At 34.7% G+C, this 14,641-nt stretch carries 19 protein-coding genes and 1 tRNA gene; 15 read left to right on the forward strand and 5 right to left on the reverse strand.

The genetic code is table 11. The annotated features are described in order from the left end of the window. Nucleotides 1-101: 101 nt before the first annotated feature. Entirely contained in the window at nucleotides 102-677 is a 576-nt protein-coding gene (locus ACTPNM_RS01990) for a 50S ribosomal protein L25/general stress protein Ctc (RefSeq protein WP_121146426.1), read from the reverse strand. A 21-nt stretch (nucleotides 678-698) separates the two neighbouring features. After that, entirely contained in the window at nucleotides 699-1,640 is a 942-nt protein-coding gene (locus tag ACTPNM_RS01995; protein ID WP_099214870.1) for a ribose-phosphate pyrophosphokinase, read from the reverse strand. 111 nt (nucleotides 1,641-1,751) lie between these two features. Between ACTPNM_RS01995 and ACTPNM_RS02000 the strand changes: the two genes are divergently transcribed. Then, nucleotides 1,752-1,835: transfer RNA gene (locus ACTPNM_RS02000), tRNA-Leu, on the forward strand. A 136-nt stretch (nucleotides 1,836-1,971) separates the two neighbouring features. Here ACTPNM_RS02000 and ACTPNM_RS02005 read toward each other — a convergent pair. Then, complete coding sequence (locus ACTPNM_RS02005; RefSeq protein WP_440120387.1) at nucleotides 1,972-2,670, reverse strand: S24 family peptidase; 699 nt, start codon at nucleotides 2,668-2,670, stop codon at nucleotides 1,972-1,974. A gap of 110 nt (nucleotides 2,671-2,780) precedes the next feature. Between ACTPNM_RS02005 and ACTPNM_RS02010 the strand changes: the two genes are divergently transcribed. The 6 genes from ACTPNM_RS02010 to ACTPNM_RS02035 all read left to right on the forward strand — a co-directional run bounded on the left by ACTPNM_RS02010 (nucleotide 2,781) and on the right by ACTPNM_RS02035 (nucleotide 6,399). After that, complete coding sequence (locus ACTPNM_RS02010; RefSeq protein WP_440120389.1) at nucleotides 2,781-3,041, forward strand: hypothetical protein; 261 nt, start codon at nucleotides 2,781-2,783, stop codon at nucleotides 3,039-3,041. A 136-nt stretch (nucleotides 3,042-3,177) separates the two neighbouring features. Continuing rightward, nucleotides 3,178-4,977 carry a hypothetical protein gene (locus ACTPNM_RS02015; protein WP_440120390.1) on the forward strand — a complete coding sequence of 600 codons (1,800 nt, stop codon included), beginning with the start codon at nucleotides 3,178-3,180 and terminating at the stop codon, nucleotides 4,975-4,977. A gap of 32 nt (nucleotides 4,978-5,009) precedes the next feature. Then, a complete protein-coding gene (locus ACTPNM_RS02020; protein WP_440120392.1) occupies nucleotides 5,010-5,318 on the forward strand; it encodes a hypothetical protein in 309 nt (102 codons plus the stop codon). A gap of 139 nt (nucleotides 5,319-5,457) precedes the next feature. Next, the gene (locus ACTPNM_RS02025; protein ID WP_320244108.1) at nucleotides 5,458-5,604 is read left to right on the forward strand and encodes a hypothetical protein; all 147 of its coding nucleotides are present in this window, start codon (nucleotides 5,458-5,460) and stop codon (nucleotides 5,602-5,604) included. Further along, nucleotides 5,576-6,193 carry a hypothetical protein gene (locus ACTPNM_RS02030; protein WP_440120393.1) on the forward strand — a complete coding sequence of 206 codons (618 nt, stop codon included), beginning with the start codon at nucleotides 5,576-5,578 and terminating at the stop codon, nucleotides 6,191-6,193. Before ACTPNM_RS02025 ends, ACTPNM_RS02030 begins: the two co-directional genes overlap by 29 nt. 17 nt (nucleotides 6,194-6,210) lie before the next feature. Next, nucleotides 6,211-6,399 carry a hypothetical protein gene (locus tag ACTPNM_RS02035; protein ID WP_121146007.1) on the forward strand — a complete coding sequence of 63 codons (189 nt, stop codon included), beginning with the start codon at nucleotides 6,211-6,213 and terminating at the stop codon, nucleotides 6,397-6,399. Between the two features lie 52 nt (nucleotides 6,400-6,451). On the opposite strand, the gene ACTPNM_RS02040 is transcribed toward ACTPNM_RS02035, so the two are convergent. Both ACTPNM_RS02040 and ACTPNM_RS02045 read right to left on the reverse strand, forming a co-directional pair. Continuing rightward, the gene (locus tag ACTPNM_RS02040) at nucleotides 6,452-7,156 is read right to left on the reverse strand and encodes a hypothetical protein (RefSeq protein ID WP_440120394.1); all 705 of its coding nucleotides are present in this window, start codon (nucleotides 7,154-7,156) and stop codon (nucleotides 6,452-6,454) included. Nucleotides 7,157-7,210: 54 nt separating this feature from the next. Further along, entirely contained in the window at nucleotides 7,211-7,591 is a 381-nt protein-coding gene (locus ACTPNM_RS02045) for a hypothetical protein (protein WP_440120395.1), read from the reverse strand. A gap of 167 nt (nucleotides 7,592-7,758) precedes the next feature. On the opposite strand from ACTPNM_RS02045, the gene ACTPNM_RS02050 reads away from it, so the two are divergent. The 8 genes from ACTPNM_RS02050 to ACTPNM_RS02085 all read left to right on the forward strand — a co-directional run bounded on the left by ACTPNM_RS02050 (nucleotide 7,759) and on the right by ACTPNM_RS02085 (nucleotide 14,640). Continuing rightward, nucleotides 7,759-8,721 (forward strand): hypothetical protein, encoded by a 963-nt coding sequence (locus ACTPNM_RS02050; RefSeq protein ID WP_440120397.1) that lies wholly within the window; start codon nucleotides 7,759-7,761, stop codon nucleotides 8,719-8,721. Between the two features lie 28 nt (nucleotides 8,722-8,749). After that, nucleotides 8,750-10,180: a hypothetical protein gene (locus ACTPNM_RS02055; RefSeq protein WP_440120399.1), complete on the forward strand. Its 1,431-nt coding sequence runs from the start codon at nucleotides 8,750-8,752 to the stop codon at nucleotides 10,178-10,180. Between the two features lie 136 nt (nucleotides 10,181-10,316). After that, nucleotides 10,317-11,864, forward strand: coding sequence for a hypothetical protein (locus ACTPNM_RS02060; protein ID WP_440120400.1), 1,548 nt, complete (start codon nucleotides 10,317-10,319; stop codon nucleotides 11,862-11,864). A 6-nt stretch (nucleotides 11,865-11,870) separates the two neighbouring features. After that, the gene (locus ACTPNM_RS02065; protein ID WP_440120401.1) at nucleotides 11,871-12,581 is read left to right on the forward strand and encodes a hypothetical protein; all 711 of its coding nucleotides are present in this window, start codon (nucleotides 11,871-11,873) and stop codon (nucleotides 12,579-12,581) included. A gap of 11 nt (nucleotides 12,582-12,592) precedes the next feature. Next, the gene (locus tag ACTPNM_RS02070) at nucleotides 12,593-13,015 is read left to right on the forward strand and encodes a hypothetical protein (protein ID WP_430729452.1); all 423 of its coding nucleotides are present in this window, start codon (nucleotides 12,593-12,595) and stop codon (nucleotides 13,013-13,015) included. 3 nt (nucleotides 13,016-13,018) lie between these two features. Further along, nucleotides 13,019-13,444 carry a hypothetical protein gene (locus ACTPNM_RS02075; protein WP_147431690.1) on the forward strand — a complete coding sequence of 142 codons (426 nt, stop codon included), beginning with the start codon at nucleotides 13,019-13,021 and terminating at the stop codon, nucleotides 13,442-13,444. 95 nt (nucleotides 13,445-13,539) lie between these two features. Next, nucleotides 13,540-14,151, forward strand: a complete 612-nt coding sequence (locus ACTPNM_RS02080) for a hypothetical protein (RefSeq protein ID WP_167712650.1) — start codon at nucleotides 13,540-13,542, stop codon at nucleotides 14,149-14,151. A 63-nt stretch (nucleotides 14,152-14,214) separates the two neighbouring features. Further along, nucleotides 14,215-14,640 carry a hypothetical protein gene (locus ACTPNM_RS02085; protein ID WP_440120402.1) on the forward strand — a complete coding sequence of 142 codons (426 nt, stop codon included), beginning with the start codon at nucleotides 14,215-14,217 and terminating at the stop codon, nucleotides 14,638-14,640. Nucleotide 14,641: the final 1 nt, after the last annotated feature.

Genomic DNA, 14,641 nt, shown 5'->3' on the forward strand with positions numbered 1-14,641 from the left:
AAACCAAATAATCTTTTCCAAAGAGTATTAAAAATCATACGTCAAAAATAAAAAAAAGCGCTACACTCGGTAACGCTTTTGTATGATTATAGTTTTGTGGTCTATGCTTCTGCTTCAGAAGCTGCTTTAGCAGCATTACGAGACATACGAACTTGAGCAACTACTGTGTTGTCTGGGTGTAAGAAAGTATATTTATCATTCTTTAACTCAGTAACATATAGTTTATTACCAATTTCTAACTCAGTAATATCAGCTTCGATAAAATCTGGTAAGTTAGCAGGTAATGCTTTTACTTTTAATTTACGTAAGTTGTGACGTAAAGCACCCCCTACCATAACACCTTTAGAAGATCCTACTAAACGCACAGGAATATCCATAGTTACAGCCTTATCTTCAAATAATTGGTAGAAGTCTACGTGTAAAATGCTATCATGTACTGGGTGGAACTGTATATCTTGTAACACAGCATTATATGTTACACCATCTAATTCAATCGTAGCAGTAAATACGTCTGGAGTATATACTAATGGCTTGAACGATTTTTCGTCAGCTGAAAAGTGAACAGGCTTGTCTCCTCCGTATAATACGCAAGGAACCTTTCCAGCATTACGTAAGGCTTTGGTTGCTTTTTTACCTACGCTTTCTCTTTGAGATCCTTTGATTGTAATTGATTTCATTACTTTGTTTATTAAGTTTATTTACATTAAAAATTGATCGCTAATAGATGTGTTGTCTTGAACTTTATGCATCACATCAGCGAACAAAGCGGCGCAAGATACAACTTTTATTTTAGAAATGTTCTTTTTTAAAGGGATTGTATCTGAAACGATTAGCTCTGTTAATTGCGAGTTTTGAATTCTTTCATAAGCATTACCAGAAAGAATTGGGTGTGTACAAATAGCGCGTACACTTTTGGCACCACGCTCCATCATTAAATCAGCTGCTTTGGTGAGTGTTCCTCCAGTATCTATCATGTCATCTACAAGAATAACATTCTTACCTTCTACTTCACCAATTAACTCCATATGAGAAATTACATTGGCTTTTTGACGTTGTTTATAGCAAATAACAACATCACTTTCTAAGTATTTAGAATAGGCATAAGCTCTTTTAGACCCTCCCATATCAGGTGAAGCGATAGTTAAGTTATCTAACTTTAAACTTTTAACGTATGGTAAAAAGATGGTAGATGCGAATAAATGATCTACTGGTTTTTCAAAGAAGCCTTGAATTTGATCAGCATGTAAATCCATGGTCATAATTCTAGTGGCTCCAGCAGTTTCTAACAATTTAGCTACTAGTTTAGCTCCAATTGCCACACGGGGCTTGTCTTTTCTGTCTTGGCGAGCCCAACCAAAATAAGGCATTACAGCAGTAATATGTCTTGCAGAAGCACGTTTAGCAGCATCACACATTAATAACATTTCCATTAAGTTATCAGTAGAAGGAAAAGTTGATCCTACAATGAAAACTCTTCGCCCTCTAATTGATTCTTCAAAAGCAGGTTGAAATTCACCATCACTAAAATGTGTAGTAATTACATTTCCTAGTTTGGTACCGTAGGCATTGGCAATTTCTTCTGCTAGTTCGACACTTTGAGAACATGCAAAGATTTTTGGGCTTAATTGATTTGTAGCCATTTACAAAAAGATATTTTTAGTTAGTGTTGTTGTTGAGGCAAAAATAAAACTATTTTAAGAGTTTAAAAGATATTTTAAATGAAATATTTTATAGATTTGCACTCTCCAAAAGCCAAAGTGGTGGAATTGGTAGACACGTCGGATTCAAAATCCGATGCTCGCAAGGGCGTGTGGGTTCGAGTCCCACCTTTGGTACTAAAAATCAATTATATAAGTGTTAGTCAGCATTTTTGTAATTGGTTTTTTTTATGACTTTTTTGTAATAACAGGTACTTTTAAAGGTACTCTTTTTTATTTTAAAACTTAGTTTAAATACTTTAATTGTAGTAAATTATCTTCTTCTTGAACGTTTTATATCTACAATATTAAATATTCCTGTTAAGTCATTCATGTAAACTGTCTGGTCTTCATAGTAGGGATTAAGACTTTTCAGTATTAGTTTACCACTTGAAACATCATGTTCAATAATTCTTTTTACTAAAATTCCTTCGGTTTTATGAACAATGATAAAATCCCATTTATGAATGTGTAGTTTACTTGTCCAGTACTCATTTCTTACTTCTCTCCCCAAAAGTAAATCACCTTCCAGTATACTTTCTCTTGGGCTATCACACTCCATACTATCACCAACAACTTCAAATGTAAGATAGTTTCCCTTATATTCTCTATCCACTTCCCATGGGATTTTAGGTAGTTCTTCTATATATTCGTCGTCTTCCCAACCAGATAAAAAACCAGCTCTAGCCCTTTTACTTATTAATGGAACTAATTTAAACTGTCCATATTCTATCCATTTTGCATCAGTACTGTTTACTTCCATTTTACCTGTCTCAGCTATCAACCATGATAAGCTTAAATCTTTATAAACATCTGTAATTGTTGCTAAAAAGGTATCAGAAATTGAGCTATTTAATTTGTCAGAATCAAGAAAACCTCTTTTAATACCAGTATCTCTGTAAAATTTAGCTTTACTAATACCTTTAGTATCAAGATAATGCTTTAATCTTTGTTTTGAAGAAGCGAAAATCATCGTTATAAATCTTAAATAAGCGAAAATCATCGTTATATTTGCGCTCTGAATTTCGACGAATTTACAAAAAAATGGTATAAATGCGTGGAAATTCGTCATTTAATTAATATATGCTACAAAATAACTTGACATTAACGATGCAGCACTTCGGAAAACTAACGGCTTCCGAAAGAGAGTTGTTTTTGTCTGTTATTGTAAATGATAATGTAAAACCAAAAGAAAAGCCTACAAAAAAGAATGAAAAGCATAAATACGATGAAGAATATTTTTATCAATTGTTGAAGAAAAAGCATAATGAAGAAGTAAGACAGCGATTAAAAAAACGCAAAAAGCGCAAAGACACCACAGCGATAAGTAAGCACTTATTGTAAGTAGCTCACAACATTCAGGTTGTGGGTTACTTTTTTAAAGCAAAAAACGGTTAGCTGTCACTAACCGTTTAAAAAATTGCTATGAAAAAGAAAAAAATTCTGCAAGGACGCAGAACCTTTTAAGAACCTCAAAGATATGAAAAAAAGTAATGTATCGCTCACAGCGATAGGATTGTACAATCAAAAAGTACATGAGCATTTACGTAATAAAACGTTGGATGCCATCACCCAACTAACCATTAAGCTATTTAAAGACAATGCGCAGCGCAATAAGTTAAACGATGCGCAATACAACAAAGCTGTAGAGAAATTTAATACCCAACACGGTTATTTACTTTTAAAAAAGGGAAAAGACTATGAAAAAGCGACAAGTAAACACTACAACTATATCAACTATCCCTTTTTAGATAGAAGTGCTATGAAAAGTACGATGGATAACTACCGTCAATATGTACATAACTATAATCAACAAGTTACTATATACAACAAAACCGTAGCCGAGTATAACAAAACGGTTATAGTTCCTAGTACCCCAAGACTAGCCCAACAAGTTGCAGACTTTACAAAGAAACACCGTAGTGAATTTACAATTCACTACAACAAAGCTGTAGCAAAATTCAATGCGCAAAAAAACGCAAACTATATCGCAAAAAAGCGCAAACCAACCATCAAGTACACCACCGAGCTTTTATTTAATGTCTTGGTAGGCTTTTACATCGCCCAATTAAAACAACGCAATTCATATCTCTTAGAAATGAATCGTCCAACCACTGTATTAAAAAATGCCTTACCAAAGCTAACCATAGACCACCGCAAATTAGCAACACATACTATTGCAGAGATACCAAGGCTTGCTATTTGCAAAAAAACAGCGCAAAATCACATCAAACGCCTTAGAGAAGCCAACATCTTAATCAACTATACATATACCAACCAATACAAACCCATAACGGTTAATTTTCACCCTGAAATTCTAACAATTTTAGACGGAAATCCTCCAAAACCCAAAAGAATTGAAAACCAATTTTTTAAACAGAAGAACTGGAAAGAATTACCAGATAATAATGATACTACTAGAACCTTTTTATTAAAAGAAAAAGAAATAAAAGACTGTGTAAATAACACAGGGTTTCAAAAGGAAGAATTTACATGTCCTGCGGACGGCTTCTACAAGAACACCACAGTGATAAGCAAGAAAACAACCACTCGCCCGTGCCAAACTTCCAAAGCAGTCAAAGCCCTGTTGCCTGATTTTTTAAAGCAAGAAAAACCAAGCCAAGGCACAAACAGTCCGCTTACGCATAATTTTTTAGCTCGATTGCAAGACGATAGAGAACTAGCCCAAGAACTGGCAGACGGTGTGTATGACAGTTACAAAGGATTGCGTTATGACTATTTGCAAAAAATAGAACTCTACGCCAATGTAACGACTGAAGAATTTAAGGCAATTTTACTACAAGATTGTATCAAAACATCTGCAAAACTGTGGAAACAACACAATGTCTATGTAGGCGAATGGAAAAAAGCCATCAATTACCTAAACAACGAATTGTTTACAAACATCACTCAAAAGACAACCCTAATTCAAAAGCTCAAAGAATACCGTTGGAAACTAGAGTTTGCCCGCAAGTGGTTTATCAAATCACAAGTAACCGCATTGTATCCCTCGTTATACTTTGATAAAACACGTACCCAATCCCATGAAATAGGCTTTTTTGGACTACACAAAGTATGGAAAACCCATGTGAAGTATCAGGAAAAAAACAAACAAAAAAAAGCGCAACAACAAACGCAAGAAAGCGCAAAGCGACCTATCAAAAGAAAATTACAACAGCTATCAAGAAATATGAAAAGGGTAATTATACGGCAAAACAGCTATATACCTATGTACAAACCAACCTACCACATAGCTATCTGTCAGCATTGCCCACTATGATACACTATAACAATCAAAACAGAATCTAAAAAATGAGCAAAAAAGAAAACCGATGCCATTGCGGAACAGAACACAAAATCACCTGTCCAAAATGTAGCAAGCTAAAAATGGTTATCCTCTTAAAAAATGGGAATAGTCATTTAAAGTATAAAACAAGCCATACCACCTATGCAAACCCCGTTTGGTATAACCATTTGAGTAAAAACAATAAAACTATAAACACCTTAATCAATAGCATGTACAAACGGTTTCAAAAATCAAAATATGTAGGCGCTACCAATAAGCTTATGTTTTTTGACAACCAAACCAAACAACATATCATGACAATAGTAACCGCATAAAAAGAACAACAAAGCATCAACCAACACAGAAAAAGGGTTTGTAGTATGAGACTGAAACTCTGAAACCCCGAAATACCCATTAAGCTCGCCAGTAAATCAGTCTATCGTTGGGAGATCAGAATTAGATAAAAAATAAGCAATGAACAGTTATCAAAAATGGTGTGAACTCCAAGAAGAAAAGCAGTATTGGAAGACGCAAGAAAAACGCAATAAAGCGCAAGGAAACGCAAAAAGAGAAGTACAATTAAAAAGAGAACATGAAAATACAACAATCAGCAAATGGTAATATAGTAATCACAGGAACATCAGGAGCGATAGAACATATTTTACCCACAATAGCTATCCATAAGCACCCGAGATACCCTAACGAAGCAATACTAATTACTCACAATACCAATTACAAAGACGAAGAACAAGGCATTACCATGCTCGCAAGAAACGTAACCAATGTAAACGATACGAGATTTTATGGAAATGCACACAGTCTAAAAAGTATGTTAGAAAACGAATTAGTATTACAAGGAGGAACAACGGAAGCTCCACCTAAAACCAAAGAGCAAGACCCGATGTATGTCGCTTACTTGCAAGCCAACACTTACGAAAAGCTGTTAAGTTTTGTTAAAGAGCATCAAGACAATATCGGAGGAAAAAAACACCATGAAGACGGTAGAATAAGCGAAGAAGAATTTTTTTGTCAGTTTGAAACATTTATCATTCGAGTAACCCTGCGTTACTATTACAAGCTAGACAACCAGAGCCTTATCAATTACATTCTAATGTCAGGAAGCACCAGTTACGTACACGAACCCAAAAAGGTATATGTGTATGATGGCAATAATACCATTACAGGGTATGTCTATGAGAAAGCCTATTAGCAGTAAACACACGAATAATGACCGCTATTTACAGTAAAAAGAAACTATTTGAGAAATACTATTACCTACCAGAGAGAGAAATGCGTGTAACGATTAATGAGATTATCGCAGAGATACGCCATTTACCTTTTGAGGTTGCCAAACATAAAAAGAAATTACGCCCAAGTGAGGTACGACGATTTTTAGAAGTATATGATTTAGTATAGAAAAGAGGAAGTTTTAATCACTTCCTCTTTTCTGTTTAAAAACCTAATAATGTCATTGTATAAATAAATGTTTTACTACAAACTTTATATTTTGAAGTATTACCCATAAAAAAGCGATAAAACCTATAACATAAAAGAAAAACGAAAAGTAAATTAATTTTCTATTACTATATTTTACTACTCTATATAAATCATTAAAATAATTTTTTCTCTCCTCTTGATATTTTATGTTAGGTTCATAACCTATTATTTTCTCAACTTCCTTATAGTCGGTTTCTTTTAATCCTCTATGATATGTTTCGATTTCAATTTTTTCTTTTCTTTTGTTTTCTATATATGGCTTTTCAAGAAATAGAAATCTACTAAAAATTGATATATCGAATCTTTTTCTTGTTTCTTCTAAATAACTATCGGATTCTCCAGCATTTAAAAACTCTCCATAATTCTTATAGTTTTTTATAAGTTCTGGACAAAATAACTGATAAATTATCGAACCCACAGCGATAAAAATAGCTCCAAAATAAAACAGATACCAACTAAAAGGAAGTTTTATATTTAATTCTAAATGAGAGCCAAATACCAATAATTGTAAAGGACTTTCAATCTCATCTAACACCTTTACTAAAATAGGAACAACTACAAGATAATAATAACTGCTCTTACTAATCTTTAACTTTCCCAAAGAATTAATCAACACCCAAGAAAGTGAGTTAACTATCTCTTTAATTTGATTTTTCTTATCTACTTTTTCTGTCATAACTCATTTATTTAAAAATATTTACAGAAAGAAAAGGTTTTTTTATGATTATTCCTACTCATCTTTTTTATCCCCTTCTTGAAACCTCTCATTAATAGATTCATATAAAGATTTTTGTTTGTCTTTAACAAAGTTTTTAACTCTTTCTTTTACAAAAAGAAGGCTACTCAGCTTTTCTTCAATTTCATCTTTCATTACCATATTAGATGGAACTTTGTTTTGTAATAGTTCTTCTATTTCAAAAGCTTCTTTTTTCGTGGTTAAATTGAAAGTTTTACAAATATAATTGATGAAGTCAACCATTTCATACCCCTCACTTCTATCCAACCTATCTTTATCAGGTTTTCCTGTTATTTTTGGATTGTCGCCATCTTCTATAGTCCATTTGTACTCATAAGTACTTTTTAATAAGTCACTTTTTTTAATTACTTCCATAGTTTTTCTTGTTTTAAATTAAAAGACTTTAAAGATACAAAAGCGAGTATTATTATTTTACGGAAACAAGTAAACCTTTAAAATACGCTTCCATAAAATTAAGAGACTTTTAAAAAAGTATAAAATCATTGTATCTTTACAAAGAGCATTACTATGACTAAAAAAAGATGAAAGAGAAAATAGAAAACATTACAAAGTTCATTCCTATTATTTACCCTATAGCTATCTTTTTAGGGTACTATAACTACTATATTTACTATGGTTTTTTTAATATAGAAATATTTCACTATCTCAATATATCGGAACTACTCTTTTCTTTTGTTTCTATGGTTATTCCCTTATTTATAACCCTTTTTCTAGGATTATGCTACATGATTTTTATAGCTATTCTTCCAAGAGATGATTCAGATAAAACGAATAAAGAAAAATCTTTTGACGATTCACATTTAACACCAGCCGAGAAAAGACTTAGAAGAATACAATCAAATAAGAAAGTAAATATTAACCTAATTTTTAATGAATCACATCAAAAATCATTAAGGTCTTTAATTTTATTTTTACATAAACTAAGAAAAGGTAGCTGTAGAAGAGCTTTTGCTCATTTTTCAGAATTATTATCTTTTTTTATCAGCTTGTTAATCAAAATATTATTATGGTTGTTTTTTGTTGTTTTCTCATCTATTATTTTCGATTTATTGTTTTCTCCATTTGATGGTGCATTTAAGGAATATAGACCATTTTTAACATCAGGGGTATCAACAATTTTATGCTTGATAATATGGATTAGTATTGTTTATACAATTATTTATCGTTTTAGTAACAAAAGAGTAATTAATTTTATACATGTCATTTTATTAATAATGACTGTTCTATTCTCACTCACTTATTACCAAAAGACACTTATTGAAAAAACAATACACCATGAGACAAGTGATGTCAAGTTTAATTATAAAAATAAACCGATTGAAAGTCATTCTGAACTTGTTTTTCTAGGTAAAACTTCTGATTTTATTTTTCTTAGAGATTTAAAACAAGAAACCAATTTTATTTTCCCAATAAAAGATATTACCCATCTTGAGATTAAAAAGTTGAGAAAAGAAGACGAAAAAATATGTAAAGAAGAGAAATAAGTATAATTTTTCCACACAGTTGCTAAAAATGAAAAAGTCAACCCAAAAGATAGAAAACGCTAAAGATTTTGAAAAAGAATTACAGGTTATAGATAAGCTGACCTCTTTTAATAAGCACAAAGCTCACTTAGTAGATAATGAATCAATACCAGCAGTTTTATCAAGAGAATTAGGTGGTTTTAAACTAGAAGTGAAAGAAAGGATTGAAGAAGAAATAGACGAAGGTTCTATTGATTTACCCTTTAAGGTTGATAATGTTTTTTATGAAACAAAAACAACAGGTAGCGTTTCGAATAGTACAAATATAAGAGTAGGTGAATCGGTAGATTTTCAAACAAAGTTCGAACTAAAAGAATTTTACTCAAAAGAGTTTTGTAAAGAGAGTACTTATAAGGCATTCTACGAAGTTGATGTAAATGAGATTAAAACATTTCATAGAGAATTTGAAACCGTTTCTTATCAAATTGAAGAAGAAAAGTACTCTTATAATTGTTTACGTATTAAATTACAAGGAAAAACGTATGATGTTATACAATTTAAAGATGAAACAAAAGGATATTATATTTTTGAATGCTTAGAAGAACAGAGCTATGATGAATTTTCAAAGTCTTGTTTTTCCATTCAGCAAGCAATAGGTTTCATTAGTAGCTTTATGGTAGGAGGGGAAAAATTCGTGTTTGATGATAGAGGAAATGTTTATTACTCTAACTATATCAGACCCTCAATAAAAGGAATGTATATCCCTATTGTAACAAATCCATATAAAAAGGATTTTGATAAAGCAGTTGCAGATGAATGGTATCAAAAACTGACAAGAATTTCGTTAAAAACATTATCAAACTTAACTCATAAAATTCATAATGAACCTGAGTTTTCAATAGCTATTTTAGTCATATTGGAAGTTACTTCATTAAAGTCATTATTGGTAATTCCAAGTTCTTTTGCTGTGATTATTGAACAATTATCAAAGCATTTGGGTGTAGAAGAAACAGGAACAGAGAGACCTATAAAAGATGATGAACTCAAAAATAAAATACTAAAAGAACTTCACAAGGTTATTGATGATAAAGCTACTAACTTAACAGATGAAAGTATTTTAAAAATAAAAAGACGATTAAATGAGTTTAATAAACCTGTCAACAAAAAACGCCTAACCAATAGCGAGAAATTAACTCGTCCATTTGAGCAATTAGGAATAAAATTAACACTGCACGATATTAATATAATCGAACATCGTAACGATCTATTACATGGGAATATTTTACTCAAAACCCAAGAGGAAAAAGATGAAAATACAATTGATATTTATATGATGTATGTTTCTGCAAAACTATTTACTTTGATTAGTAAATTACTATTGAAAAGCGTAGGATATGATGGGTATGTATATAATCAAGCAAAGCATTTAGAAAAGTATCTTAAGATGACAACTGAAGAAGAATATTTTGAGAAAATTTAAAACATTGTAAACCCTCTCAAATCTAACCAAACCCTCCCAAAAGTTAGCTAATTACAGCATAACTTAGCGAAGCCTTTCAAACCCTGAACACCCACAAAACACTTCAAGTACTTTTGACTCAGCAAAAGAAAAAGAAGTGAATCCCGAGGCAATTAATACCATCTTATACAGACCCATCCAAAAAGGAAGTACATACGACAAGTTACTTCCACATAGCGACTGTAGTAGTGTAAAAATTGCCAACGGAGACACCAAGGTAGCAATTGAAAGTATGGCATTGTGGGTATATAAATACCAACACCACACCCAAAAGCTATCCCAAGAAAAATTTGCAAAGCACCCCTTACAAAAATTATGTAAGGAGCTACACAGGTTTTTGTATCAGCATCTACAATACAAGATAGATACCTACGACCAATTATTACGTAGCCCTGCCTGTGCTTGGGCGACTCGCTCACAAGGATTGGATTGCAAAAGTTATAGCATTTTCGCAAGCAGTGTGTTATTAAATTGTGGGGTTACACACTACTTGCGACGTGTTATACAACAAGAGGGCGAGGGTTACAGTCATGTATATGTAATAGTTCCAAAAAACCAACACACATTTGACCTAAACGACGGGTACTATACCATAGACGGCACCTTACAAACATTCAAAGAACAGGACATACACCAATCTGACGATGTACTAATGACCCCAAAAACCCAAGGCTTATCAGGAGCTATTGGCGGAGAACTGGTAAAAGGCGTTGGAAAACTAGTGAACTATGCCGTGAGTGAATTCATACAAGAAATGAACTCGTGCAGTGGTTCGTATTACGATGCCTCAGTAGTAGAGCTTAAAATCAGACGTGATTTACGAGACAAGCTACAACAAAAAATCACCCAATTAGGCGAAGCCATCACTTTTAGAAACCGTGCAAGGACACAACACTTGTTCAACGAAATATTCAAAGAAGTAGATTTAGGCATCGCCCATTTACGCAATGAAACCGCTTATAGTTCCTACGAACATTGCGACGGAGAAACCCTAGCCCATGCGTTAGCCTTTGCGGAAAAATTAAAAACATTTATAGATAATTTTTTCGAAGAATTTAAAAAGCACGCCCCTTATTTCAAGGTAGAAGCATTTACCAAGTCAGCCAATGTGAACAGTAGAACGCTCTATTTTGTGGTGGAAAACGAGACCAACCCCATCGTAGCTGACTACCGCTTTATTGTGGTACGAAAAGAAATATCCACCTATGGACTAGACCCGATATTTCCATTTGAAGCCAATGCAGAACAATGGTTAGTAAACAACCTAGCCCATTTACAAAAAACCTATAACGACGGACGGGAAAAAAGCTATGAAAAAGAAATAACCCCACTCTTAGAAAAAGTAAAAGCTTTACGAGCCAAAGCACATTTAGGCGGAGAAATGCTGTATTATTTCGAACAACCCTTACAACGAGAACTCTACAAAGTATGGTTGCGATACGATGCAAACTACACCCAATACCTAAAAGAAGAAGCTCAAAACACACGTACCGCTAATGAATTAGCCCTACGAGACTATCAAGAACGCTTTAAAAAAAATGTGGCAGAAGATAAGCAAGCCAAAAAGCGCAAACGATTAAAAATCCAAGTAGGTATTGGCGCAGCAGCCTCCGCCTTGCTCGTATTGTTTTTACAAAAAAAATAAAAAGTTATGAATGAAGAATTTGACACCATAGGCACGCATGTTCCGTATGGGCTGTACGGTTGGTTCGACGGCTTTTGTCCCTCCAATGGAATCGCCAGTCGATTGAACAACCAAGCCAAAGGCGTATGGGCGCAAAAAGCCGAATGGGACAACAAGTACAAGGCACTCCAAAACGGACGACAAGCCGCCGAATGGGAAAGCCTAAAAAAAGAAGTACGGCGCTTAGAACAAGCCATAAAAGCCGAACAACAACAATTAGCCCAAGAAGAAGGCATCGCCGATGCGTTAGGCTTAGGCGCTTGGTGTAACGGCGCAGTATCCAAAAGAAAAAAAGCCGAAGAAAGTTTACGCAATGCAGAAAAGTCCCTAGGACACATCAAAGGCGCTTTTCAAACCTTGGAACGTCAACAAACCCAAGGTATCAAAGAAGCCAATGCAGTGATTAAAGCAAACCAACAAAAGCTCAATGCCATTAAACAAAGCATTGTCCAAGTCAAGCAAAAAATTGCGAAGTACAAAGCAGAAAGAGACCATGAAAAAGCCCAAGCAGCCAACGCCACACCCGCCGAGGTCAGCAACGCCAACAAGAAACGCATTGCAGGAATCGCCAAAGAAAATGCACCATTGATACTAGGAGGTATTGCACTGTTAGGCGCAGTCGTCTATCTCAATAAAAGAAGTCCAACCCACAAAACGGTGAAGTCCGTAAGTGTATAAAACTAAGAACGATGAATTTGTTACAAACACACCTATTGCTTGCCGAACAAGAAGAAGCCTTAGAAAGTCAAGCACTTTCTAAACCACAAGCAAGCGGACTTCATGGATTTTGGGACGGAGCGAATCTAATGGGAATAATCAATACCGTTGGCGGAACATGGTCGCAAATAGAACAAGCCCGAAACGGAAAACCAGTCTATGTACAACAAGCCAATGGAGAAACCAAGGACATTGCTCCGATGCTAATAGCCAAGTTAGAACAACAAGCACAAGCACAGCAAACCTCGGTAGACAACTTGGTAAAAATGATGCAACTACAATTACAAACACAACAACAAGCCCCCAAAAAAGACAACACGCTGTTGTATGTAGGAGTTGGAGCAGGCATACTCGTATTGTTAGGAGGCATGTACGTGATGACACAAAAAAAATAAACGATGAGAAAAGAATCAATAGAAAACTCGGTAGTCAGTTTGCTAAGTATGAGTGCAGGCGCAATGCTTTCACGTGTAACCGCTAAAAAGCTACCGATGCAAAACACCAAGCTCAAAAAAGGCATGTTAGCCTTGGCAGGCGTCGTAGGCGCAGCCTATTTGGACAGGAAAACCACAGGCAAAGCCATTGCACAAGACATGGCAATGGGAACCGCCGTCACCCAAACAGGCGAACTTGTCAAAGAACTGTTGGATGAAAAGTTACAGAACAACCCGCTATTACATTCCGCTTTAGGGTCACCCTATGACAATTGGAACGAACCCTTTGCGCTAGATAGCACCGACTTTTTATCAAGCTACACCAGTCCTAACTACGATGGAATTTCCGAAGATATTTCCTACGAAACCGTAGAAGATTTTAATAGCTAAAGAAATAAAAATAGCCTCGAAAAAAAATACGAGGTATTCAGTGAAACAAAAACCAGTAGATACAAACGTATCAAAGTAATGCTAAAGCTCACTTAGTGAGAAAAAAAGAAAAGAAAAAGATGAATTTTTTAAGAAACGAAGAACCTTATTTACGAGTAACCGAGTATTTAAAATACAAGAACTCCAAACGCAAAGAAAACGAAAAGTGGAACATCAGTGCGATGAAGCCCATGCCAAGCTTTTTATACGCCAACAAAAAAGTAGATGTAGGCGGTACGGTGTCCCTGTTAACAGGTTCGTCAGTAGCCAAAAGAGGCGTGACCAATTTTGATGGGAATTCCTTAGTCAAAGGACGTGTGTTTGTAGCCAATGGCATCACGTTTAAATGCGCCATTGATGATGCTAGCAAACCAGAGCAAGACATTGCTTATAGCATTGCCAAAGTTCCAAATACCTTAATGCAATCGATGGTTGTAGTCAAGCAAAAAAACGAAATCCTGATTGAACTACCGATTTGTGACATTTTAGGCGCTACCGAAAGCGGTAACCACTATTTCAAACTAGGCTCATTTGCCCTGTTGGAAGACGACACCATTACCGAAATCGAAATCCAATACCCAGAAGGTGCAAAAATCACGTTAGAAGACGGAAAAGCCCTGTTCGCTTCTGCACGCTTATCAGGATTTGCGACCTATCAAAAACGCTAAGCTCATTTTTATAACCACACTTTGCGCTAAGACAAGCGCAAAGTGTTACCACAAGTACCAAAGATGAAAAAGATATACAAACGCATAAAAATCAACAAAGACCTTTTAAAGACCAATCTTCCCCCTGAAGAACTCTTACAAAATGAGGTCAGTGACACCATTCCCACAGGAAAAGTAATCGGAGTGTATTTTATCTCCTATATGCCCCCTATGGACACAGGCATGCCCACAGGAGAAACCATGTCGAGATTAGTTCCTTTTGGGATTTCTCAAACAGACATTACCCTCAAAGACAGCAGAGGGCATTTACTGACTGAGACCACGGACATCAAAGACTATGAACATAAGAATGGAGGCTATAACGAGGGCTTTAAAGAACTCGACTTTGAAAGCAAAAACGAACGAGTGACTATCAGTTGGGAAACCCTAGGAAACAGACCCATTTGTGGTGAGTTCATTTTTGAGATAGAAGCCCCTAATCTGTGCTAAG

This window comes from Tenacibaculum sp. Ill, from assembly GCF_051938915.1.
Lineage (GTDB): Bacteria > Bacteroidota > Bacteroidia > Flavobacteriales > Flavobacteriaceae > Polaribacter > Polaribacter larymnensis.